This is a genomic window from Nocardioides campestrisoli (genome assembly GCF_013624435.2).
Lineage (GTDB): Bacteria > Actinomycetota > Actinomycetes > Propionibacteriales > Nocardioidaceae > Nocardioides > Nocardioides campestrisoli.
Genome location: NZ_CP061768.1, coordinates 988,653 through 1,010,991, shown reverse-complemented (window position 1 = coordinate 1,010,991; position 22,339 = coordinate 988,653). Strand labels below are relative to the sequence as shown.

The 22,339-nt window shown below is 72.4% G+C and carries 19 protein-coding genes; 10 read left to right on the top strand and 9 right to left on the bottom strand.

All coding sequences use genetic code 11. From position 1 onward, the window contains the following. Window positions 1-16: 16 nt before the first annotated feature. From eno to H8838_RS04800, 5 genes are all read right to left on the bottom strand, one after another. Window positions 17-1,294, bottom strand: coding sequence for a phosphopyruvate hydratase (gene eno / locus H8838_RS04820; RefSeq protein ID WP_181311571.1), 1,278 nt, complete (start codon window positions 1,292-1,294; stop codon window positions 17-19). A gap of 96 nt (window positions 1,295-1,390) precedes the next feature. Next, window positions 1,391-2,083: a MazG family protein gene (locus tag H8838_RS04815; RefSeq protein WP_224766385.1), complete on the bottom strand. Its 693-nt coding sequence runs from the start codon at window positions 2,081-2,083 to the stop codon at window positions 1,391-1,393. An 8-nt stretch (window positions 2,084-2,091) separates the two neighbouring features. Next, window positions 2,092-2,775 (bottom strand): hypothetical protein, encoded by a 684-nt coding sequence (locus tag H8838_RS04810; protein WP_185996058.1) that lies wholly within the window; start codon window positions 2,773-2,775, stop codon window positions 2,092-2,094. A 62-nt stretch (window positions 2,776-2,837) separates the two neighbouring features. Beyond that, window positions 2,838-6,338, bottom strand: coding sequence for a transcription-repair coupling factor (mfd, locus tag H8838_RS04805; protein ID WP_185996104.1), 3,501 nt, complete (start codon window positions 6,336-6,338; stop codon window positions 2,838-2,840). Window positions 6,339-6,539: 201 nt separating this feature from the next. Next, the gene (locus H8838_RS04800) at window positions 6,540-6,680 is read right to left on the bottom strand and encodes a hypothetical protein (protein WP_181311573.1); all 141 of its coding nucleotides are present in this window, start codon (window positions 6,678-6,680) and stop codon (window positions 6,540-6,542) included. A 198-nt stretch (window positions 6,681-6,878) separates the two neighbouring features. On the opposite strand from H8838_RS04800, the gene H8838_RS04795 reads away from it, so the two are divergent. Beyond that, window positions 6,879-7,541, top strand: a complete 663-nt coding sequence (locus tag H8838_RS04795) for a hypothetical protein (protein ID WP_181311574.1) — start codon at window positions 6,879-6,881, stop codon at window positions 7,539-7,541. 108 nt (window positions 7,542-7,649) lie between these two features. Here H8838_RS04795 and H8838_RS04790 read toward each other — a convergent pair whose 3' ends face one another. Next, on the bottom strand, window positions 7,650-8,432 hold the full coding sequence (locus H8838_RS04790; protein ID WP_224766384.1) for a 3'(2'),5'-bisphosphate nucleotidase CysQ: 783 nt from the start codon (window positions 8,430-8,432) through the stop codon (window positions 7,650-7,652). A 346-nt stretch (window positions 8,433-8,778) separates the two neighbouring features. Here H8838_RS04790 and H8838_RS04785 point away from each other — a divergent pair, with 346 nt between their 5' ends. The 6 genes from H8838_RS04785 (at window position 8,779) to H8838_RS04760 (ending at window position 15,386) form a co-directional block, all read left to right on the top strand. After that, window positions 8,779-9,201 (top strand): hypothetical protein, encoded by a 423-nt coding sequence (locus H8838_RS04785; protein ID WP_181311575.1) that lies wholly within the window; start codon window positions 8,779-8,781, stop codon window positions 9,199-9,201. A gap of 6 nt (window positions 9,202-9,207) precedes the next feature. After that, on the top strand, window positions 9,208-10,470 hold the full coding sequence (locus tag H8838_RS04780; protein WP_185996057.1) for an MFS transporter: 1,263 nt from the start codon (window positions 9,208-9,210) through the stop codon (window positions 10,468-10,470). Beyond that, window positions 10,467-11,498 carry a TolB-like translocation protein gene (locus H8838_RS04775; RefSeq protein WP_185996056.1) on the top strand — a complete coding sequence of 344 codons (1,032 nt, stop codon included), beginning with the start codon at window positions 10,467-10,469 and terminating at the stop codon, window positions 11,496-11,498. The genes H8838_RS04780 and H8838_RS04775 overlap by 4 nt, the downstream gene beginning before the upstream one ends. Window positions 11,499-11,695: 197 nt before the next feature. Continuing rightward, window positions 11,696-12,751, top strand: coding sequence for a glycosyltransferase family 2 protein (locus H8838_RS04770; RefSeq protein ID WP_181311578.1), 1,056 nt, complete (start codon window positions 11,696-11,698; stop codon window positions 12,749-12,751). Window positions 12,752-12,756: 5 nt separating this feature from the next. Next, window positions 12,757-14,199 carry an oligosaccharide flippase family protein gene (locus tag H8838_RS04765; RefSeq protein ID WP_181311579.1) on the top strand — a complete coding sequence of 481 codons (1,443 nt, stop codon included), beginning with the start codon at window positions 12,757-12,759 and terminating at the stop codon, window positions 14,197-14,199. Continuing rightward, entirely contained in the window at window positions 14,196-15,386 is a 1,191-nt protein-coding gene (locus H8838_RS04760) for a glycosyltransferase family 4 protein (RefSeq protein ID WP_191465648.1), read from the top strand. The genes H8838_RS04765 and H8838_RS04760 overlap by 4 nt, the downstream gene beginning before the upstream one ends. Here H8838_RS04760 and H8838_RS04755 read toward each other — a convergent pair. Together H8838_RS04755 and H8838_RS04750 are read right to left on the bottom strand one after the other, a co-directional pair. Continuing rightward, window positions 15,344-16,453: a glycosyltransferase gene (locus H8838_RS04755; RefSeq protein WP_185996054.1), complete on the bottom strand. Its 1,110-nt coding sequence runs from the start codon at window positions 16,451-16,453 to the stop codon at window positions 15,344-15,346. The two genes, H8838_RS04760 and H8838_RS04755, sit on opposite strands and share 43 nt — an antisense overlap. A 12-nt stretch (window positions 16,454-16,465) precedes the next feature. After that, complete coding sequence (locus H8838_RS04750; RefSeq protein ID WP_181311582.1) at window positions 16,466-17,638, bottom strand: glycosyltransferase family A protein; 1,173 nt, start codon at window positions 17,636-17,638, stop codon at window positions 16,466-16,468. Window positions 17,639-17,740: 102 nt separating this feature from the next. Here H8838_RS04750 and H8838_RS04745 point away from each other — a divergent pair, with 102 nt between their 5' ends. The 3 genes from H8838_RS04745 to H8838_RS04735 are packed head-to-tail and all read left to right on the top strand — an operon-like array spanning window position 17,741 to window position 20,897. Further along, a complete protein-coding gene (locus tag H8838_RS04745) occupies window positions 17,741-18,538 on the top strand; it encodes a hypothetical protein (RefSeq protein ID WP_185996053.1) in 798 nt (265 codons plus the stop codon). Beyond that, window positions 18,535-19,968 (top strand): O-antigen ligase family protein, encoded by a 1,434-nt coding sequence (locus H8838_RS04740; protein WP_185996052.1) that lies wholly within the window; start codon window positions 18,535-18,537, stop codon window positions 19,966-19,968. The genes H8838_RS04745 and H8838_RS04740 overlap by 4 nt, the downstream gene beginning before the upstream one ends. Continuing rightward, window positions 19,965-20,897 (top strand): glycosyltransferase family 2 protein, encoded by a 933-nt coding sequence (locus tag H8838_RS04735; RefSeq protein ID WP_185996051.1) that lies wholly within the window; start codon window positions 19,965-19,967, stop codon window positions 20,895-20,897. Before H8838_RS04740 ends, H8838_RS04735 begins: the two co-directional genes overlap by 4 nt. Here H8838_RS04735 and H8838_RS04730 read toward each other — a convergent pair. Further along, entirely contained in the window at window positions 20,894-22,294 is a 1,401-nt protein-coding gene (locus tag H8838_RS04730) for a DUF4082 domain-containing protein (RefSeq protein ID WP_185996050.1), read from the bottom strand. The two genes, H8838_RS04735 and H8838_RS04730, sit on opposite strands and share 4 nt — an antisense overlap. Window positions 22,295-22,339: the final 45 nt, after the last annotated feature.

The following is a 22,339-nucleotide window of genomic DNA, read 5'->3' as shown; positions in this document are numbered from 1 at the left end:
GACCAGTCTCTCCCGATCAGCCGGTGAAACGCGGGAAGGCGCCCGCACCGGCGTAGCGTGCCGCGTCACCGAGCTGGTCCTCGATGCGCAGGAGCTGGTTGTACTTCGCGACCCGCTCGGACCGGGCCGGGGCGCCGGTCTTGATCTGGCCGCAGTTGGTGGCCACCGCGAGGTCGGCGATGGTGGTGTCCTCGGTCTCGCCCGAGCGGTGGCTCATCATGTTGCGGTAGCCGGCGCGGTGCGCGAGGTCGACGGCGTCCAGGGTCTCCGAGAGCGAACCGATCTGGTTGACCTTGACCAGCATCGCGTTCGCCTGGCCGCCGGTGATGCCGCGCTGGAGCCGCTCCACGTTGGTGACGAAGAGGTCGTCGCCGACCAGCTGCGTACGGGAGCCGAGCTGCTCGGTGATCGCCTTCCAGCCGTCCCAGTCCTCCTCGTCGAGCGGGTCCTCGATCGAGACGATCGGGTAGGAGGAGACCAGGTCCGCGTAGTAGGCGATCATCTGGTCGGCCGTCTTCTGGTTCCCCTCGAAGGCGTAGGCGCCCTTCTCGTGGAACTCGGTCGCGGCCACGTCGAGGGCCAGCACGACGTCGCGGCCCAGGGTCAGGCCGGTCGTGCCGACGGCCTCGGCGATCAGGTCGAGCGCGTCGCGGTTGGACGGCAGGTCGGGGGCGAAGCCGCCCTCGTCGCCGACACCGGTGGCCAGGCCCTTCTTCTTCAGCACGGCCTTGAGCGCGTGGTAGACCTCGGCACCCTGCTGCAGCGCCTCACCGAAGGTGGGGGCGCCGATCGGGGCGATCATGAACTCCTGGATGTCGACGTTGGTGTCCGCGTGGGCACCGCCGTTGAGGATGTTCATCATCGGCACCGGGAGCAGGTGCGCGTTGGGGCCACCGACGTAGCGGAAGAGCGGCAGGCCGGCGGAGTCCGCGGAGGCCTTGGCGACCGCGAGCGAGACGCCGAGGATCGCGTTGGCGCCGAGCTTGGCCTTGTTGGGGGTGCCGTCGAGGTCGATCATTGCCTGGTCGACCAGGCGCTGGTCGTCGGCCTCGAGCCCGATCACCGCGGGGCCGATCTGCTCGATGACGGCCTGGACCGCCTTCGCGACGCCCTTGCCGCCGTACCGCTTGGTGCCGTCGCGGAGCTCGACCGCCTCGAAGGCCCCGGTGGAGGCGCCGGACGGGACGTCGGCGCGGCCGAACGAACCGTCGTCGAGGAGGACCTCGACCTCGACGGTGGGGTTGCCGCGGGAGTCGAGGATCTCGCGGGCGCCGACAAGTTCGATGGATGCCACGTGCTGCTCCTGGGAGGTAGACAGGGGTTTCAAGGCCAGACTAGTGCGCCACGTCTCACCCGCTCCGGCCGCGCCCGCGGTAGGAGGGAGGCGCGCTCAGGCGGGAGGGGCAGCGAGGCGGCGTACGGCGTCGCGCAGCGCCTGCTCGGGGTCGACGCCGTCGGCTCGCGCCCGGGCCACCACGGCGAGCAGCTCCTCCCCCACCTCCTCGGACGTCATGGTGGCCGGTCGCTCCGGCGACCGCTCCCCAGGACGTCCCGCAAGGTCTGAGGATGCCGGGCCGAACGGGGCAGCGCCGGCGCGCTCGAGCCGGTCCAGCACCTTGTCGGCGAGCAGCAGCGCCGGCAGCCCGGGGGGCAGGCCGTCGAGGACCGACGTCCGCTGCTTCTCCGCCGCCTTAGCCTGCTCCCACAGCTCGTTGACGGCGGCGGCGTCCAGCGCGCTGCCCTCGGGGGCGGCCGCGTCGCCGAAGACGTGCGGGTTGCGCCGGCGCAGCTTCTCGGTGATCCCGCGGGCCACGTCGTCGAGGGTGAACGTCCCCGACTCCTCGGCGATCGCCCCGTGGAAGTAGACCTGAAGCAGCAGGTCGCCGAGCTCCTCGCGCAGGTGCTCCCAGTCGCCGCCTGCGTCCCCGGAGTCGATCGCCTCGAGGGTCTCCCAGGTCTCCTCGACCAGGAACCTGGCCAGCGACCGGTGGGTCTGGGCGGCCTTCCACGGGCACTCGGCCCGCAGTCGCCGCATCACCGCGGCGAGCTCGAGCAGCGGCTGCCCGTCCTCGGTCTCGCCCACGGCGTCGGTCAGCCGCAGCGCAGGTACGCCGGCAACCCGCTGGCGGCCTGCTCCGGGTCGCTCGCGGACTGGGCGGTCGCCGAGACGGGGAAGCTCACCTGGTCCGCGCCGGCGGCCGGACGGAGCTGTCCCTGGACCTCCTCGACGTCGAAGACGGGGTTGACGTCGAGGTCGAGGACCTCGGGCCAGCTCCAGAACGTCTCCGAGCCGCGCTGGATCGCCTCCTCCTCGGTGGGCTTGGCCACGCCCTCCTCGATCAGCAGCTGCTCACCGGTGGCGGTCATCACGCCCTGGATCAGCGCGTCGGCGGAGGCGGCGACGACGAATCCGTCCTGCTGCTCCTCGTCGAAGAGCTTGGCCTGCTGCCGAGCGGCGGAGCGGGCGCGCTCGTAGTCCGCGCCGGGCTCCACCTCGTACTTGTCGGCGATCTGCTGGGCGGCGCCGGTGACCACGAGGATGTTCAGCGCCGACTGGCGCACCACCGCCATCGGCACCTCCTGCCCGGCCTCGGCGAGCTGGTCCTCGGAGTCCGCGCAGAGCGCCTTGGCCAGGTTGTCGACCTCGGCCACCGAGATCGCCTCGTCGCCCACGGTCGCGGCCGTGCCGGAGTCGGACACGGAGCCTCCGCAGCCGCCGAGGAGGACGGCGGCGGCCGCCAGGGTGACGATGCGGCGGGGGCGGGACGAGCTCACAGGTTCTCCTCTGGATCGAGCGGAATCGAGCAGTATCGAGCGGGTCGAGCGGTACGGCGGGGTCAGCTGGCGGCGGCGCCGGCAGGCTCCGGGTCGATGATCTGGTCGATCACCCCGTAGGCCCATTGAAGCAGGGCGATGCCGGACCCGTTCGCCGACCCGAGGGGCCGCGGCACCATCAGGGCGTCGACCTGGCTGTGCAGCTTGCCCTTGGGGTAGAGCCGCTGGAGCCGCACCTGCCGCGAGTCGGGCAGCGTGACCGGCGCGAACCGCACGTTCTTGCCGGCCAGACCGATCTCGGTCAGCCCGGCGCGACGGGCCCGTGCCCGGAACCGGGCGACCACCAGCAGGGTCTCGACGACCTCCGGCGGCGGGCCGTAGCGGTCGACCAGCTCGGCGCGGATCTCCTCGACGTCGGCGTCGGCGCGCACCTCCGAGAGGCGCTTGTACATCTCCAGCCGCAGCCGCTCGCTCGGCACGTAGTCGTGCGGCAGGTGGGCGTCGACGGGCAGCTCGATCCGGACCTCCTCGTCCTCCTGGGACTCCTCGCCCCGGAACTCGCTCACCGCCTCGCCGACTAGGCGCACGTAGAGGTCGAAGCCGACGTCGGCGATGTGGCCCGACTGCTCGCCGCCGAGCAGGTTGCCGGCGCCGCGGATCTCCAGGTCCTTCATCGCGATCGCCATGCCGCCACCGAGGTCGGAGTGCTGGGCCAGGGTGGCGAGCCGCTCGTGCGCGGTCTCGGTCAGCGGCTTCTCCGAGGGGTAGAGGAAGTAGGCGTAGGCGCGCTCGCGCGAACGGCCCACGCGACCCCGCAGCTGGTGCAGCTGGCTGAGGCCGAGGGTGTCGGCCCGCTCGATGATCATGGTGTTGGCGTTGGAGACGTCGAGGCCGGACTCCACCAGGGTGGTGCAGACCAGGACGTCGAACTTCTTCTCCCAGAAGTCCAGCATCACCTGCTCGAGCTGTCGCTCGTTCATCTGCCCGTGGGCGGTGGCGACCCGTGCCTCGGGCACCAGCTCCCGGATCCGCGCGGCCTGCTTCTCGATCGAGTTCACCCGGTTGTGGATGAAGAAGACCTGCCCGTCGCGCAGCAGCTCGCGCCGGATCGCCGCGATCACCTGGCGGTCCTCGTAGGCGCCGACGTAGGTCAGCACCGGGTGCCGCTCCTCGGGCGGGGTGGTGATGGTCGACATCTCCCGGATCCCGGTGACCGCCATCTCCAGGGTCCGCGGGATCGGGGTGGCGCTCATCGACAGCACGTCGACCGAGGTACGCAGCTGCTTCATCTGCTCCTTGTGCTCGACACCGAAGCGCTGCTCCTCGTCGACGATGATCAGCCCGAGGTCCTTGAACCGCACCTCCTTGCCGAGCAGCCGGTGGGTGCCGACGACGATGTCGATGCTGCCGTCGGCCAGCCCGGCCAGCACCTCCTTGGCCTCCTTGTCGCTCTGGAAGCGGCTCAGGGCCTTGAGCACCACCGGGAAGTTGCTCATCCGCTCGGTGAACGTGCTCAGGTGCTGGGTGACCAGCAGCGTGGTCGGCACCAGCACCGCCACCTGCTTGCCGTCCTGGACCGCCTTGAAGGCCGCCCGCACCGCGATCTCGGTCTTGCCGTAGCCGACGTCGCCGCAGACCAGCCGGTCCATCGGCACGGTCTTGCGCATGTCGGCCTTGACCTCCTCGACGGTGGTCAGCTGGTCGGGGGTCTCGGCGAACGGGAAGGCGTCCTCCATCTCCCGCTGCCAGGGCGTGTCCGGGCCGAAGGCGTGGCCCTGGGTCGCCTGCCGGGCGGCGTAGAGCTTGATCAGCTCGGCGGCGATCTCCCGGACCGCCTTGCGCGCCTTGTTCTTCCGCTTGGTCCAGTCGGCGCCGCCGAGCCGGTCCAGGGCGGGCTGCTCGCCGCCGACGTACCGGGTCACCTGGTCGAGGGTGTCGGCCGGCACGTAGAGCCGGTCCGGCGGCGCGCCGCGCTTGGAGGCGCCGTACTCCAGCACCAGGTACTCGCGGACCGCCCCCTGGACGGTGCGCTGCTTCATCTCCACGAACCGGCCCACGCCGTGCTTCTCGTGCACGACGAAGTCGCCGGCCTTGAGCTCGAGCGGGTCGATCTGCTTCTTGCGCCGCGCCGGCATCCGGCGCATGTCGCGGGTCGAGGACTTCTGCCCCGACAGGTCCTCGGCGGTCAGCAGCACCACCCGGCGGTCGGCTTCGACGAAGCCGTGCTGGAGCGGGCCGCAGGTCACCGTGACCACGCCGGGGGCGGCCGGCGGGTCCTGGGGCTCGGCGAGGCGCGCCGGCACGTCGTGCTCGCCGAGCACCGAGACCAGGCGCTGGGCCGGGCCGTGCCCCGGATACATCACGACGACCCGGTAGTCCTGGGCGAGCCAGCCCTTGATGTCGCGCAGCGCGTGCTCCAGGTCGCCGCGGTAGCTCTCCACCGGCTGGGCGGCGAGGGTGCGCGACTCGACGGCGCCGATCCGCACGTCCAGGTCGAGCTCGGCGAGCTCGGCGCTGTCGCCGAGGCCGAACGGGCTCATCGACCACCACGGGCGCCCCGAGGCGAGGGTCTGCTCGCGGACCTCGGCGACCTCGCGGTAGGAGGCGACCGCCAGGTCGATGGGGGCCGAGCCGCCGCTGGCGGCCGAGGCCCAGCTGGCCTCCAGGAACTCCTCGCTGGTGGCGACCAGGTCGTGGGCGCGGGTCCGGACCCGCTCGGGGTCCAGGACCAGCACGTGGGTCTCGGCGGGCAGCAGGTCGACGAGCAGCTCCATCTCGTCGACGAGCACCGGCGCCAGGGACTCCATCCCCTCCGCGGCGATGCCGGCGGCGAGCTTGTCGGTGAGCTCGAGCAGCTGCGGGTGGGCCCGCCCGAGCTCGGCGGCCCGGCGGCGGACCTCGTCGGTGAGCAGCAGCTCGCGGCAGGGCGGCGCCCACAGCCGGGAGGCCTCCTCCAGGGTGCGCTGGTCGGCGACGGAGAAGGTGCGGATCTCCTCCACCTCGTCGCCCCAGAACTCGACCCGCAGCGGGTGCTCCTCGGTGGGCGGGAAGACGTCCACGATGCCGCCGCGGACGGCGAACTCGCCGCGCTTCTCCACCAGGTCCACCCGGGTGTATGCCGCGTCGGCCAGGCCGCGTACGACGTCCTCGAGGGTGGCGCTCTGTCCCTTGGTCAGCTCCACCGGCACCAGGTCGGCCAGTCCCTTGACCTGGGGCTGGAGCACGGAGCGGATCGGCGCCACCACCACCGAGAGGGGTCCGTTGGTGGCGTCGTCGCCGGGGTGCACCAGGCGGCGCAGCACCGCCAGCCGTCGGCCGACGGTGTCGCTGCGCGGGCTGAGCCGCTCGTGCGGCAGCGTCTCCCAGGACGGGTAGTGGGCGACCCGGGCATCGCCGACCAGGCCGCCGAGCTCGACGACCAGGTCCTCGGCCTCCCGGGTGGTCGCGGTGACCACCAGCACGAACCGGCCGGCGTCGACCAGGCCACGCACCACGAACGGGCGCAGCGCCGCGGGACCGGTGAGGTCCAGCGTGCGCAGGGTCCCGTCGCGGGCGTCGGCCATCGACTCGGCGAGGGCGGGTTCGGCGAGGACCGCCTGGGTGAGCGAGGTGAGCGTGGAGCCAGGGCTCACAGGGGAAAGCCTTCCGACGACGGACGACACGAGACGAGCCCCCGGCCGGCACGGGCAGGGGGTCTCCTCGAGTCTACGCCGCGACCGGAGCGGAGTCGGGCGTGCTCCGCCGGCTGTGGCGGGCTGTTCGGGTCAGACCCGCGCGAGGTCCCGGACCGGCTGGCAGGCGCAGCTGTCCGAGCACGGCAGGTAGGAGTGCATGGCGTGACCGCACTCGGCACAGGGCCGGTCGTGCGAGAGGTGGCTGGTGGCGGTGTCGATCGTGTCCCACATGCCTCCACGGTGACAGCGCCCCCGGGTGCGCGGGCCGGTTCCGGCCAGAATGGCCCGAACGGGCCATGCGATGCGCAGTCTGCGAGGCGAGTGGTTTGGGGTACCCCCGATGGGGTATCACTTGCCCGGTGCCCTCGGGGGCCCCTCACGCCACGTGTGTCACACACGCCCACATCTCCACGAAGGGAACACCGGGTAATGAAGACCACCCGCCTGATCGCAGGCCTCACCTCCGCCGGCCTGCTCGGGCTCGCCCCCCTGGCCCTCGCCGCTCCGGCGAACGCCACCGAGAACCTCACCACCACCGTCGAGCTCAGCGCGTACAGCAACGCCGTCACCTACGGCGACAAGCTCTCCGGGCTGAACGGCAAGGTCACCACCTCCAAGGGCACCTCGGCGTACAAGGGCACCGTCACCCTGTACTCGGCCAGCAGCAAGGACGCCACCTGGGTGCCGGTCACCACCGTCCCGGCCAGCGGCTACATGTCCTTCGGCGACATCAAGCCGAAGACCAACTCGATGTACAAGGCGGTCTTCTCCGGCTACGCCGCGACCACCACGTACGAGGACAACCTGGCTGCCAGCGAGTCGGCTCCGTTCGCCATCGCGGTCCAGCGCAAGGTCAAGATCAAGACCAACAAGCTCTGGCTGAACGGCAAGGTCACGCCGCAGTTCAAGAAGAAGAAGGTCGTCCTCAAGCGCAAGCAGGGCAAGAAGTTCGTCAAGTGGCGGACGGTGAAGACCAACAAGAAGGGCGCCTTCCGGGTCAAGGCCCCGAACCGTCGCGGCTTCCAGTTCACCGTCACCATCCCCACCGACAAGCACTACACGGGCTGGACGAGCGGCTACCGCGTCTACTGACACCCGTACGACGTCCGCTGACGCCGGCGGACCGACACCACGACGGCCGCGGCCGCGCCCCCTCGGGGGTGCGGACCGCGGCCGTCGTCGTACTGAGCCGAAGCTGCGTCAGTCGGTGCCGTGCCGCCGGACGAAGTCGACGATCGAGTCGGCCAGCTCGGGCCGGCACACGATCAGGTCGGGCAGCGAGACGTCGTCCTGGTTGTAGGCCAGCTCCGAGCCGTCCACGCGGGAGCAGAAGAGGCCAGCGGCCCGGGCGACCGCGACCGGGGCGGCGTTGTCCCACTCGTACTGCCCGCCGGCGTGCACGTAGGCGTCGGCCACGTCGCGCACCACGCTCATCACCTTGACCCCGGCGGAGCCCATCGGGACCAGGTCGGCGCCGATCTCGGCGGCGAGCGCCTCGACGAAGGCCGGCGGACGCGAGCGCGAGACCGCGATCCGCGGACGCTCGGAGGTGCGTGCAGGCACCACCGGCGGCATGCCGGTGTGGAAGGTCTCGCCCAGAGCGGGCTGCGCCACGGCGCCGGCGACCAGGTCTCCGTCCTGCCACAGGGCGACGTGCACCGCCCAGTCGTCGCGCGGCGGCTCGGAGAACTCCCGGGTCCCGTCGAGCGGGTCGATGATCCACACCCGCCGGGCCTCGAGCCGGCTCTTGTCGTCGGCCGCCTCCTCCGAGAGCACGGCGTCGTCGGGCCGGTGCGTGGCGAGGAGCTCGGCCAGGAGCGCCTGGGCCGCGGCGTCGCCCGCGTCCTTGAGGGCCTTGCCCTCCAGGCCCTGGGTACGGACCTCCAGGAGGCGGGCACCGGCCTGGTCGGCCGCCCACGCGGCGAAGGCGTGGTCGTCGGAGATGGCTGCGGAAGGGATCTGCTTCGGCGTCTCGGTGGTCACTGCACGAGCCTCTCATGGGCGGACGGAGGCGTCGGCCGTGACCACGCCGACGGCGAGCGTGGGCGAATCCCCTAATTGGGCGACCCAGAAGGCCGGTCGTGCGAGTGATACTCGCGGGAGTGGCACCCGTTCTGGTGCTGCCAGCACGAGGGGGATTCTCATGCGACGCTGCAGCTCACGGGCGCTCGGACTGCTCGTCACACTCGCGTGCTGTGTCGGATGCTCCGACTCTGGGACCCCGCAGCCGGCTGCCCGGACGACCGAAGAGTCGAGCCCGGCCAGCACCCCCTCGACCAGTCCCTCGCCCAGCCCCTCGACCAGCCCCTCGCCCAGGGCGGAGGTCCCCATGGTCGGGACCTCGACCCCCTCCCCGCTGCCCGGGCTCCGGGAGCCGGGCCGGAAGCCCGTCCTGGTACGCCGGCCGCTCCCCACCGCCGCCGTCGTCACCGACCGCCTGGCCCCAGGCTTCCCGAGCTCTCTGGGCCCGGTGCGCGGCTCACGGGTCACCAGCAGCAGCCTGTCCCCGGCGGGCACGCGCCTCCAGGTGGCGTTGGACGCCTCGACCACCCTGCCCGCCACGCAGGTCCTGCTCGCCTACCGGACCCGCCTCTCGGCGCGCGGCATGACAGAGCGGCCGGTGGCCGCGGTGAGCGGGTCGGAGGCGACGGGCTTCGGTCGTGACCGCAGCTCGGTCGTGGTGACGGTGCGGCGCGAGGGCGCCCGGACGGCGTACACGGTCTACGGCGTGCTCCACGCCCGGGCGGGGTGAGGACTGGTGTACCTCTCGCTGCGCGACCGCCCGTCGTCCGCACAGCCTGCCCAGCACGGCTCGGAGGTGTCGCCGCCTCGGCGGGCCGGACGGGTGGTGGTGACCCTGGGCATGGTCAGCCTGCTGACCGACATCTCCTCTGAGTCGGTCGCCGCGATCCTGCCGCTCTACCTGACCGCGGTGGTCGGGCTCTCGGCGGTGGCCTACGGCCTCATCGACGGTCTCTACCAAGGCGTCAGTGCTCTGGTCCGCCTGGCTAGCGGCTGGTTCGCCGACCGCACCGACCGCCCCAAGTGGGTCGCGTTCGCCGGCTACGGGCTCTCTGCGGTGGCGAGGGTCTTCCTGCTGTTCGCCTCCGGCGCCGCCAGCATCTCGGCGGTGGTCGCCGCGGACCGCATCGGCAAGGGCATCCGCACCGCCCCCCGGGACTCGATGATCTCCTCGGCCACGCCCACCGAGCACCTGGGACGCGCTTTCGGCGTGCACCGGATGCTGGACACGATCGGGGCTGCGCTCGGCCCGCTGATCGCCTTCGGCATCCTGGTGCTGATCCCCGACGGGTTCTCCGTGGTGCTGGCGGTCTCCTTGGCCTTCGCGGTCGTGGGGGTGGCGCTGCTCGGGCTGCTGGCCCCCGACCAGCGAGCGCAGCCCCGGCCCGAGGACGGGGCGGCGCCCGATCCGTTCCGCTGGTCCGACCTGGGGAACCCCCGACTGCGGCCGCTGCTGCTGCTGGCCGGCGGACTTGCGCTGCTCACGGTCGGGGACGGATTCGTCTACCTCGCGCTGCTGGACCGGGGCGGCTTCGCGGCGACCTGGTTCCCGATGCTCTTCGTGGGGACCAACATCGCCTACCTGGTGCTGGCGGTGCCGGTGGGCCGGCTCGCGGACCGGGTCGGTCGCGCCCGGGTTCTCGTGGCCGGCCACCTGGTGCTGGCGGCGGCGTACGTGTGCGCCAGTGTGCCGAACTCCACCTGGGTCGCCACCCTCGGCACCGTGGCGCTGCTGGGGGCGTTCTACGCCGCTACCGACGGCGTCATCGCTGCGCTGGCCGGACGGCTGGTCCCGGTCCGGGCACGCACCAGCGGCATCGCGGCCGCCCAGACCGTGGTGGCCCTGTCCCGGATGGCCTCCTCGTTCGGCTTCGGCGTCCTCTGGTTCGCCCTGGGGCCCAGCGCCGCGCTTCTCCTGGTCGCCGGGCTGCTGCTGGCGGCCGTGCTCGTCGCCGCCACCCAGCTGGGCCGGCTCGGTCTCGACCGCGTGGTCGCATGAGCACCCGGATGCGGGTGAGCGTGTTCCTGGTCCTCGTCTCGGGCATCGCGACGGTGACCGCGTGGTACGCCCTCGACCAGTACCGCAGCGTCCGGGCGGCCCGGGATCGGGACCCGCAGGTGTCGCAGATGCCCCAGGCCCAGCCGATCAGCGGCCCCCGCGTGGTGTTCCGGCACACCGGCCTGGACAACCGCTACGGCCTGGTGGCGATGGTGGCGCTCGGCGACCCCACGGGACCGCGGTCCTTCACCGACGTGCCGTGCGACCGGGTGGCGGCGGGCGACTCCGGCGCCTCCTGCTTGGTGGCGCACGCCGGCGTGGTCACCCGGTTCGAGGCCCAGGAGCTGGGCCCCGACTGGCAGGTCGAGCGCACCTACCCCCTCCCCGGGGTACCCAGCCGCACCCGGGTCTCCCCCGACGGGACGCGGGTGGCGACCACGTCGTTCGTCACCGGCCACTCCTACATGAGCGTCGGCTTCTCCACCGCCACGGAGGTCCGGGAGACCGGCGGCGGGCAGAGCTGGGGCAACCTGGAGGAGTTCGCCCTGGTGCTCGACGAGAAGCGAGTCGAGCCGGTGGACCGCAACGTGTGGGGCGTGACGTTCCGCGACGACCGGCGCTTCTACGCCACCGTGAGCACCGGCGGCCGGACCTGGCTCGTCGAGGGCGACCTGGAGGACCGGACGCTCACCTCGGTGGGCGAGGACGGCGAGTGCCCGTCGCTCTCCCCCGACGGCACCCGACTCGCCTTCAAGGTCGACGTCGAGCCGGGGGACGGTCGGGAGTGGAGCCTGGCGGTGCTCGACCTCGACACCGGTCGCCGTACCGACCTCGGGGACGGCCCACGCGGGGTGGACGACCAGGTGGCGTGGCTCGACGACGACACGTTGCTCTACGGCTTGCCGCGCGCCGGCCAGCCCGGCGTGAGCGACGTCTGGTCGCTCCCGGTGCGTTCCGGCGCCGAGCCCGATCTCTTCATCGAGGAGGCCTGGTCCCCCACGGTGGTGCGCCCTGCAGCGCCGTCGTGAGGCCCCGATATACCGAAGACGGGCTATGACACGACCTCAGGACGCACGCACGATGAAGAGGTGGTCCGGGGGGCCCACCCGGTCGGCACTCCCGGCCTCGCGCAGAGTCAGAGGGCGGATTTTATGATCAGCGCAGAGACCGCTGCCGAGCTCGATCGAGATCCCGCGGGGACGCGGTGAGGCTGCACCGGCCGCGCGTGGGCACCGAGCGTCCTCTCGTCTCGGTGGTGATCCCCTGCTACAACTACGGCCACTACCTGCCGGAGGCCGTGCACAGCGTCCTCGCCCAGCCCGGGGTTGAGCTCGAGGTGATCGTGGTCGACGACTGCTCGACCGACGACAGCGCCACGGTGGCCGAGCGGCTCGCCGGCCAGCACCCGCAGGTCCGCCTGATCCGCAACCCGGTCAACAAGCGCCACATCGCCACCTACAACACCGGGCTCGCCGAGGTCACCGGCGACTACGTCGTGCTGCTCTCCGCCGACGACCAGCTGGCCCCGGGCGCGCTGGGCCGGGCCGCGGCCGTCTTCGAGGCGCATCCTCGGGTCAGCCTCGTCTACGGCCAGGTGCTCACCTTCGCGGACGCACCGCTGCCGCAGCCCCGGCACGCGCGTTCCTGGTCCACCTGGCGAGGCTCGGACTGGGTGGGCCGCTCGTGCCGCACCACCGGCAACCTGATCACCAATCCCGAGGCGATCGTGCGGCGCGAGGTGATCGAGCGTTTCGGCGGCTACGACGCCCGGTTCCCGCACACCGCCGACATGCTGCTCTGGCTCCAGGCGGCCACCGTGGGAGACGTCGGACGGGTCAACGGCACGCAGGCCTACTACCGCGACCACGGCGCCAACATGCACAGCACGGACTACGCCGGAGTGCTCACCGACATGCGCGAGCGGTCGGTGCTGCTCGAACACTTCCTGGGCACCGAAGGGCCCGGATCCGCACTGCCCGGGGCGGCCGGGATGCGGGACGCGTCGCGGCGTACCTTCGCCCGCGAGGCGCTGCGCTACGCGCTGAACGAGCTCGACTCCCCCGCTCCGCTCGAGCCGGAACAGGTCGAGGCCCTGGTGGCAGGACTGGTCGAGTTCGCCCGGGAGCAGTGGCCCGAGGCCACCGCCGCCACCCGGGTGGGCCGAGCGGTGGCGGCCCGGCGCCGCACCGGTGCACCGGCCTGGCACTCCTCGGCCTCCCGTCGGCTCTTCGAGGCCCGCTGGGCGTTGCGGTGGCAGCGCCGGCACCGGTGGGGCACGTGAGTGCCGTGGAGGCTCCCCTCGACCGGGCGGTCAAGTCCGGGCTCACCTGGAGCGCCCTGAACAGCCTGCTGCTCCGGGCGGGCTCGCTGATCGTCGGCATCGTGCTGGCGCGCCTGCTCACCCCGTCGGAGTTCGGCACCTTCGCGGTCGCGCTGACCGTGCAGACCCTGGTGATGAGCCTGAGCGACCTGGGCCTCGGCACCCAGCTGATCCGGACCCCTCGCTTCGAGGCGACCGCACCGACGATCGCCACGCTGGGGGCGCTCAGCGGCGCCGGACTGGCCGCGGCGGTGGTGCTCGCCTCGCCGGTGATCGCGGCGGGCATGGGCAGCCCCGAGGCGGCCGGCACCATCGCGGTGCTGGGTCTCACCATCGCCCTCGGGGGGCTCGGCGTGGTGCCGTTCGCCCTCCTCCAGCGCCACTTCCGGCAGGGTCAGCTGCTGGCGGTGACCGCCGCCGACTTCGTCTGTGGCACCACGGTCTCGATCCTGCTGATCGTGCAGCTCGACCTGGGTGCGCTGGGACTGGCATACGGTCGCCTCGTCGGGCAGGGGGTGGCGACGCTGCTGCTGTTCGTGGCGGCCCGCCGGCGCCCGCGCTTCGGGTGGGACGCTGACCTGGCCACCGACGCGGCCCGCTTCGGGATCCCCATCGCGGGGGCCAACGTGCTCTCCTGGACCACTCTGGGCATTCCCACCCCGGTGATCGCCCACGCTGCCGGGCTCACCATGCTCGGCTACTACGCGCTCGCCTTCAACGTCTCCAGCTGGCCGATGACGGTGCTCGGGCAGGCTGTCCGAGCAGTGGCCCTGCCCGCGTTCAGCCGCACCACCGACCAGGACCAGTCCGCGGTGCTGCGGCGCAGCCTGCGTCTGACCTGGTCCATCGCCGCCCCGGCCGGAGTCGCCCTCGCGGTCCTCGCCGAACCCGTGATCCGCACCCTGTACGGCGACCGCTGGTCAAGCGCCTGGCCGGCGCTGGCCGCCCTGGGGATCTTCGGGGCCGTGCGCGTGGCGTTCGACCTGTTCGCCTCCTTCCTCCTGGCCCACGGCAACTCACGCGCCGTGTTCGTGGTGCAGCTCGCCTGGCTGGTGACGCTGGTCCCCGCGCTGATCGTCGGGGTCAGGGTCGGCGGCATCCTGGGCGCGGCTCTCGCCCAGGTCGTCGTGGTCACCGTGGTCTCGGTCCCGATGTACCTGTGGGCGCTGCACGGCCTGGGGGTCTCCGCCTCCGGCCTGGCCGGCGCGCTCGTCCGCCCCACCGTGGCCAGCGCCGCCGCGGGGGGCGCCGGGTGGCTGGCGAGCCAGGCGTTCTCGACGCCTGCGCTGGCACTCACGGCCGGCGCGCTGGCCGGTCTGGTGACCTACTCGGCACTGATGGGGCGCCAGCTCCTCGACGAGGCCGGCATCCGGCTCCGCCGGTCCGGGCGCGCACCGGTGACGCCATGACCGGGTCGGCGCCGCGTCGGGTGGTCCTGGTGACCCATGACGCGTCGCGGACCGGTGCGCCGATGGTCGCCCTGCTGGTCGCCCGCTGCCTGGTCGCCGACGGCGACCGGGTCAGGGTGGTCTCGCGGCGGCGCGGACCGCTGCTGGCCGACTTCGAGGCGGTGGCACCCACCCGGCTCGAGCTCCTGCTGGGAGTACGCCGGCGACTGTGGCTGGTGCGCTCCCTGCGCCTGGTCGCGTGGCTGGTCGACGTGGCCGCGGCCACCGCCACCCTGGCCCGGCACCGACCGGACCTGGTCTACCTCAACACCACCGCGTCGGCGATCTACCTGCACCCGGCTCGGTGGCTTCGCATCCCCGCCCTGCTGCACGTGCACGAGTCGGACGCGAACACCGACCTGTTCCTGGACCAGGCCCGGGTCATGGACCTGAGCGCGGTGCGGCTGGTCGCGTGCTCCGTCTCGGTTCAGCACGACCTGATGGCCCGCACCGGGCGAGGCGACCACGAGGTGCTGCTGCTGCCCTCGGTCCCCGACGGCGACCGGGTCCGGGCGTTGTCCTCGGGCATGCCGGGGAACACGGCGGACACGGAGGTGCCGGACGCAACCTCCGGGCGGGCGGCAGGACCGGTGGTCGGCGCTACCGGGAGCGTGGGGCTGCGCAAGGGCACCGACCTGTGGCTCGAGGTCGCCGCCACGCTGCACGCTGCGGAAGAGACCCGGAGCACTCGCTTCGTCTGGGTGGGTGAGCTCGGCGATCCCGACCTGGCGGTCCCGCGGTCGGGGGTGGCGTTCACCGGTCCTCGGTCCAACCCCTACCCGGAGATGGCGCGCTTCGACGTGGCGACCCTGCCCTCGCGCGACGACCCGTTCCCGCTGGTGGTCCTGGAGTCGATGCTGCTGGGCAAGCCCGTGGTCGCCTTCGACGTCGGCAGCGTGCGCGAGCAGGTGGGTGACGGCGGCATCGTGGTGCCCGCCGGGGACGTGCCCGCCTTCGCGGCCGCCGTACGGCGACTGGTGCTGGACGCGGACCTGCGGGAGGACCTGGGAGCGACGGCCCGGGCTCGCGCCGAGCAGCACTTCTCCGCTGCCTCGTTCGCGGGCCGGCTGCGCTCCGTCCTCGACCACGCGGCCGGCTCGTCGGCTCAGGCGCCGACGACGGCCGCGCGCCAGGCGAGGTACCGATGATCCCAGTCGTGCTCGTTCCGGAAGGCCAGCACCTCGGACCTGGTGGCCCGTGGCTGTCCGGCCGCGGCCAGGACCTCGGGGGCCAGCCGCTGCCCGGGGGCGACCAGCCGGCAGTGGGAGGAGAGACCGCGCATGGGACCCAGGTCGGTGGCGACGACCGGAGCCCCGGCGCCGAGGTACTCGTAGACCTTCAGCGGGCTCATCCCCTCTGTCTCGGGCAGGTGGGGCACCAGGCACACGGTGGCCGCGGCCATCATGGCCAGCACCTGGCGCCGGGGCTCGGCGGGCCGGATCAGCACGTTCGACCGTTCGGCGAGCGCAGCGAAGCACTCGGGCTCCTGCAGGGGGCCGACGAGCACCAGACGCCACTCGGGCGGCAGGTCGTCGGCGAGCTGGAGCAGTGCGGCGACGTCGATGCGGCGCTGGAGGCTGCCGGCGTAGAACGCCACCGGCCCGGGCAGGGCGTCGTACCACTCGGGCACGGTGCCGGGCGGCTCGAAGTCGGCGGCGACGATGCCGTTGGGCACCACGGTGCTGCGGCGGGCGCCGACGATCTCCACGATGGCGGGCGTGACGGCGACGACGTTGACCTCACGGGCGGTGATCTGGTCGTAGGCCCACTGCACCAAGCCGGCCGAGCCGGGAACGCCGCGGTAGTCGTCCCACGCGTAGAAGGCCACGTCGCGCCAGGCCGCCCGCTCGGCCACCGCGGCCAGGACCGGGTGGCTGGTCACCAGCACCGTGTCACGGGAGTCGACCAGGCCCCGCAGCCGGGCGTCGAGGCGCCGCTGGACCTTGACCGCCTCGGCACGCTCGGTGGGTTCGCCACGCTGCCAGCGTCGCGGCTGCAGATGCCTGCGCGTGGGGTCGACGGAGAAGCGCGGCGCCGCGGGGCGCTCGGGCACCAGCCTCTTGAGGTGGCTGCGCACAGGGTCGACCAGCACCACCTGCGCCAGGGTGCGGTCATCGCGAAGCCGAACAGCGATCCGCTCGGGAGAGAAGGCGTAGCCGACCTTCACCCCGTCGGCCCAGGTGCGGTAGCCCAGGGCGTAGACCACGTTCGTCATGACGGGCCGACCTCACACGAGCAGCCGCGCGGGGCGCGACCGGGGCTCGGTCCAGATCTCGTCGCGGCGTCGAGCCACCTCGCCGATCAGCACCCAGTAGCCGATGTCGTCGTGGTAGCCGATGACGTGCGGGGCCGCCGCGATGCTCGGGCCAAGCTCGGCCAGGTCCGCCAGGGTGACGTTGGTCAGCAGACAGGCATCGTCAGGGCCGCTCACCCCGGGACGCTCCGCGAGCGACCCACTGGTGAACCGGACGTCGTAGCCGGCCCGGGGCAGGTGGGTCCCGCCCGGTACGTCGGGGAACGGCTGGCCCGCGGGCACCACGTCGTGGATCTGGATCCGGCCCGGCACGTGGGCGGCGACCCGGTCGATGTCTCGTCGCAGGTCTCCCAGCACCAGGCTGCGGCTGCCGGCGGCCCTGCGGGCGGAGCGGACCGCCCACGACCCCTGGACCCAGCGCAGTCGCCACCGGTGGTCCTGGAGCAGACCCGCTCGGCGCGGCGCCCGGGTGCCGCCGGAGGCGGTGATCACGCCGCACGTCGTCTGGAGCGGCAGCCGGTCCGGGTGCAGCGCGGCCACAGCGGCGTGCGCCTCGTCGAGCCTGGCCAGGTTGGTCGAGAGCGAGTTGTGGGTCAGCGGGATGTCGACGGCTGCCACCGCGCGGCCCCGGTCGGCGCCGCGCAGTCCCCACTCGACCGCGTAGGCGTGCCACGCCAGGTCAGGGTCCTCCGACAGCGGGTCGGCCAGCAGGTCCTGGCGGCGCGCCAGGAAGAGCACCTCGTCGAGGCTGTCGACCGGCACCGGACTCGGGCAGGCCTCACCGATCAGCACCACCCGGTCGCGGATCCGGCCACGGATCCGGCCGCCGGAGTCGATGCCCACCGCTCCGACCATCGCCAGCGACGGGTCGTCGATCAGCAGGGCTGCCGCTTCCTCCAGGGCGACCAGGGAGTGGAGGTAGATGTCCTGCTGGACGAAGGCGACCACGTCCCGGGTCGCTGCTCTGACTCCCTCGTTGAGGGCCGAGCCCGCCGTGGTGCAGCGCTGCCCGCGGTTGTCGACCGCCACCAGCTCGGTGTCCGGCGCCGTGTGCCGCAGCTCGCGCAACGAGCGGTCCAGGCAGGCCCCGAGCACCGCCGCGTCGTTCCACACCGAGACCACTGAGACCGCAACCCGTCGGACCATAACCGCCACCCTAGGGGGAGTCGATGCGACCACAAGGCCCTTCCGGCCACCTGACCAGCACGTGGGAGAGCGTCGCCCTGAGCGCGCCGAACAGGGGGACCCATGGACTTCCTTGATGCGCTCCGAGTGCTCGCCCGGCGCTGGATCGTGGTGCTCCTCGGCCTGCTGCTCACCGCCGGAGCAGGCTTCTACGCCATCACCGTCGTGCCCACCGAGTACCAGGCCCGCGCCCAGTACGTGCTGCTGCTCCCGTCCTCGTCGACCGGCAGCAACAACCCGACGAACCCGTACACCAACCTCAACGCGGGGCTGATCTTCGCCGCGAGCCTGATCGCCAGCGACCTGAGCACCAAGACCGTGGCCCGGGAGCTCGTCGACGAGGGATTCGAGTCCGACTTCTCCATCGCCCTGGGCACCTCGGGCGGACCGGCGCTGGACGTGATCGTCACCGGGGCCGACCGGGACGACGTGCTGGAGACCCGCGACGAGCTGCTGCGCCGGTTCGACGACGAGCTGGGCTCCCTCCAGCGGATCCCCGGCATCCCGCAGAGCCAGCTGATCTTCTCGCGCACCAACGCGGTCGACCCGGTCGCCGAGGTGGTCCCGGGGGCCAAGCGCAAGGCTCTGCTGCTGATCGCCGCGATCGGACTGGTGCTGACCCTGATCGTCGCCTTCACCGTCGACGGCCTCGCACGTCGCAGGTCGCGGCGGAAGGCGGAGACGCCAGCCGGCCCGGACCTGGACGAGGAGCGAGGGACGCCCACCTCTGCAGAGGCCCCCGTCCCGGGCGAGCCGGAGCTCGCCGAGCTGGCGTCCGCGGAGAGTCCTGCGCCCGACGAGCGTGAGCTCGCCGAGCGCGACCCGGGCGCTCGCGGCCCCGGGCCGAGCCGCAACCGATGAGCGGGACCGCGGTGGCGTCCGCGCCGGCCGTCCCCGCCGAGCGCGCACCCACCCCGGCACGTCGGGGCGCGGCACTCCCCGCCGTGTCGCTGCTGGTGCTCTACCTGGCGCTGCTGCTGCTGATCCCCAGCGAGCTGGTGCTGGCAGAGGTCGGCTCCGCCGGCACGCCGGCCAACCTGCTGGGGCTGGCCTTCCTGCTGTGGTGGGTCTGCGCCCGCCTCGGCGGACAGGTCAGCGCAGGGCTCACCCCCATGCACCTGGCACTCGGGGTGCTGGTGCTCTGCGTGCTGCTGGCCCTGGTCAACGGCCTGGCGCACGGCTGGACCCGTCCCGTCGACATCCGCCAGGACTTCGACGAGGTGTGGACGCTGCTTCCCGTCACCGAGACGGAGCTGTTCGACAAGTCCGTGCTGGGCGCGATGCGGGGCCTGATCGCGCTGGGCAGCTGGGTGGGCGTCGCACTGCTCATCATCGACGGGATCAGGTCGTGGCCCGACCTCGATCGCGTCATCGACGTGCTGGTGGGGCTCTGCGCCGTGGTGGCCGCCCTCGGGATCTACCAGTACTTCACCGGGGACAACCTGGCTCGTCACGTCCAGGTCCCCGGTCTCTCCCCCACCTACGACGTCGGGGTCTCCATCTCCAGGTCCGTGCTCAACCGGGTCTCGGCCACCACCACCCACCCCATCGAGTTCTGCGTGGTGCTCACCACCGTGCTGCCGCTCGCCCTGCACCGCGCCTTCCATCCACGCCGCACGGGCACCGTGCGGCGGGTCCTCACGGTGTACCTGCCGGCCGCGCTCATCGCACTGGCCATCCCGATGGCGGTCTCCCGGTCCGGCATCGTGGCGCTGGGCACCGCCATGCTGGTGCTCTTCGTGGGCTGGCCCGCCAACCGGCGACTGTGGCTGCTGGTGCTCGCACCTCCGGCGGCGGTCCTGATGCGATCGGCTCTGCCCGGCCTGCTCGGCACCATCCGGTCCCTCTTCACCCAGTCGCTGACCGACCCCAGCGTGACGGCACGCACCGACGACTACGGCACCACCCTCGCCCTCTACTCCGAGCACGCGATCCTGGGCCGGGGCGCGTTCACCTTCATCCCCCAGTACTACCGCGTCCTGGACAACCAGCTGCTCTTGAACCTGATCGAGCTCGGCATCCTGGGACTGACCGCCACCCTGGGCGTCTTCGCCACGGGGTACTACCTGGCGCGCCACGCCAAGCGGCACGCCGACAGCGAGGAGCACAGGCACCTGGGACTGGCGCTCTCCGCTGCCATCGCGGCCATGTTCATCGCCTACTTCACCTTCGACGCCTGGGGCTTCGCCAAGACCGGCGCCGTCACCTTCGTGCTGCTCGGCCTCGCCGGCGCGCTCTACCGTCTCGAGCACACTGCCCGCGCTCCCGAGCCCGCGAGCACCGACCGATGAGCCCGCCTGCCGTCGACGTGGCCGTCGTCGTGGTCACCTACAACTCCGCCGACGTGCTGCCCGGGCTCCTCGACTCGCTCGCCGACGGGTTGTCCGGGCTGTCGTGGCACCTGGTGGTCGCCGACAACGACTCCTCCGACGACGTGGCGTCCCGCGCGCTCGACCTGGTGCCGGGATGCACGGTGGTGCGGATGGGGCGGAACGCCGGCTATGCCGCAGGGCTCAATGCCGGGGTGGGCGCCGCTCCCCCGCACCGTGCCGTCCTCGTGCTCAACCCGGACGTCCGCCTCGAGCCGGGATGCGTCGCCCGCCTGCTCGACGCACTCGACCGGTCCGGAGCCGGCATCGCGGTCCCGCGCCTGGCCGACTCCGGGGGCCACCTGCACCTCTCGATGCGCCGGGAGCCGACCGTGCTGCGAGCGCTCGGGGACGCCGTGATGGGAGCCCGGCGGGCTGGGCGCTGGAGCCGCCTCGGCGAGCTCGTCACCGACCCCGGGGCCTACGACCACCCGGCCACCCCCGACTGGGCGGAGGGATCGACCCAGCTGATCTCCGCCCGGTGCTGGCAGACCTGCGGAGGCTGGGACGAGTCGTTCTTCCTCTACTCCGAGGAGACCGAGTACGGGCTGCGGGCCCGGGACGCGGGCTACGCGACGGCGTACGTGCCCGACGCCCGGGCCACCCACCTGCAGGGCGACTCGACCACCTCCCCCGGCTTGTGGGCACTGCTGGTCGCCAACCGGGTGCGCCTGCACCGTCGCCGGCACGGGTGGCTGTCCGGCACCGTCTTCTGGGCCGTCACGGTCGCGCGGGAGGCCAGCCGCACCGCGCTGGGGCGTGCGACCAGCCGGGCTGCGCTGCAGATGCTCACCAGCCCCAGGCGGATGAGGGAGAGCCCGGGCCCACACACCGTCGCCTGGAACGGCTAGGGCGCCCGCAGAGGGGTGCCGTCGCCCCAGGTGTTGTCCTTGAACACGTTGGTACCTCCCGTGGCCACCGCGGTCACAGCGCCGTAGACGCCGCACTTGCCGCTCGACCCGCGGACGAACACGTTGCCGGTCACGCTGATGTTCTCGGCCCTCCTGCCGTAGGGCTTGTTCGGGTCGTAGCCGCCGTACATGCAGTAGCCGGCCGGGCTGGGCACGAACTTGTTGTCCTCCACCGTCACGTTCCTGATCGGGGCGAAGTCGCCGTACAGCGCCACCGCCGCCGAGCAGGCGCCACCGTTGCCGGTGGGCTTGGAGTCGCACGCCAAGGTGTTGTGCCGCAGCACCATGTTGCTGCCACCGTTGGACAAGAACCCGTCACCGTGCCAGTCGCTGCCCGGCCTCATGTACTGGTCGTGCAACCACGAGTCGATCACCTTGCAGTCGCCGTCACAACCCGCCGAGGCACGAGCCCCCACGAGCTCGACCCGACGCAGCGTGTAGCCGGACTGGCTGACCGCGGAGTCCTGCGAGGTGCCACCACGCACCGTGGAGTCGGACATCGTCAACGAGCCCGAGCGCTCGATGTAGACCGAGCCCTTGAGCCGGCTGCGCGACACCACCACGCGAGGTGCCCTGATCACCAGCCGACCTTCGATCTCTCTCGCATCGATCACCGCGTCAGCCTGGTTGACCGTCATGGGGCCCTCGTACGCGCTCAGGTTCACGTCCTGCGGAACCCCGGTGTTCTTCTCGTTCGGGTAGTTCTCGTTCGAGGGCGGGTCGGGGGCGGGGTTGGGGGTCGGGCCGGGAGTAGCGCCGGAAGCGGCGAACACGACGTCGACCCAGTAGTTGGTCGCGCGGTAGGTGTTCGTCGGGAACGCGGTGTTGTCGGCGTACTTGTAGACACCTGCGCTGGCCGGTGCGGTCAGGCCGTTGCGCGAGATCGGCGTCCGGAAACCCTCCTGCGTCGCGGCATAGCGGCCCCGGGGCGCGTGGTAGGAGATGGTGTACGTCCTGCCCGGCTCCAAGGCCACCGGTGCGGAGAAGTTCGCCTGGATCCAGCCTGTCTGGGTGGTCTGGGGGATGTTCACCCGGGCCAGGGCTTTGCCGGCACTCCACAGCGTGGCTGAGCTGGGGGTCCGGGACGCCCTCGTGGCCAGCTTGTAGATCTGGGCGCCGCGAGCACTGCCGGCGACGCTCGTGGAGAACCTCATGCCGAGCTCGACGGACGCGGAGTCGGTGTCGAGCGTGGCTTGAGGCACCGGCGACTCGTCGAAGAGGCCGCCGGCGGTCAACGGCGCCGCGGCTGCTCGCGCGGGGGCGGCGGGGACGGCGGCGGCAGGGGCGCTCGACACGAGCGGGACGGCCAAGCCGGCAGCCAGGGCGAGTGCGAACAACGGCGACACTCGTCGTCCCAGTCCGCGGCCACGAGCGCCACCAGG

What these genes read in the sequence shown, in the direction of transcription:
- H8838_RS04800 (WP_181311573.1), bottom strand. Translation starts at nt 6,680, where the DNA reads ATGTGGGACACGATCGACACCGCCACCAGCCACCTCTCGCACGACCGG.
- H8838_RS04775 (WP_185996056.1), top strand. Translation starts at nt 10,467, where the DNA reads ATGAGCACCCGGATGCGGGTGAGCGTGTTCCTGGTCCTCGTCTCGGGC.
- H8838_RS04745 (WP_185996053.1), top strand. Translation starts at nt 17,741, where the DNA reads ATGGACTTCCTTGATGCGCTCCGAGTGCTCGCCCGGCGCTGGATCGTG.
- H8838_RS04795 (WP_181311574.1), top strand. Translation starts at nt 6,879, where the DNA reads ATGAAGACCACCCGCCTGATCGCAGGCCTCACCTCCGCCGGCCTGCTC.
- H8838_RS04735 (WP_185996051.1), top strand. Translation starts at nt 19,965, where the DNA reads ATGAGCCCGCCTGCCGTCGACGTGGCCGTCGTCGTGGTCACCTACAAC.
- H8838_RS04740 (WP_185996052.1), top strand. Translation starts at nt 18,535, where the DNA reads ATGAGCGGGACCGCGGTGGCGTCCGCGCCGGCCGTCCCCGCCGAGCGC.
- H8838_RS04755 (WP_185996054.1), bottom strand. Translation starts at nt 16,453, where the DNA reads ATGACGAACGTGGTCTACGCCCTGGGCTACCGCACCTGGGCCGACGGG.
- H8838_RS04785 (WP_181311575.1), top strand. Translation starts at nt 8,779, where the DNA reads ATGGTCGGGACCTCGACCCCCTCCCCGCTGCCCGGGCTCCGGGAGCCG.
- H8838_RS04750 (WP_181311582.1), bottom strand. Translation starts at nt 17,638, where the DNA reads ATGGTCCGACGGGTTGCGGTCTCAGTGGTCTCGGTGTGGAACGACGCG.
- mfd (WP_185996104.1), bottom strand. Translation starts at nt 6,338, where the DNA reads ATGGCCGACGCCCGCGACGGGACCCTGCGCACGCTGGACCTCACCGGT.
- H8838_RS04760 (WP_191465648.1), top strand. Translation starts at nt 14,196, where the DNA reads ATGACCGGGTCGGCGCCGCGTCGGGTGGTCCTGGTGACCCATGACGCG.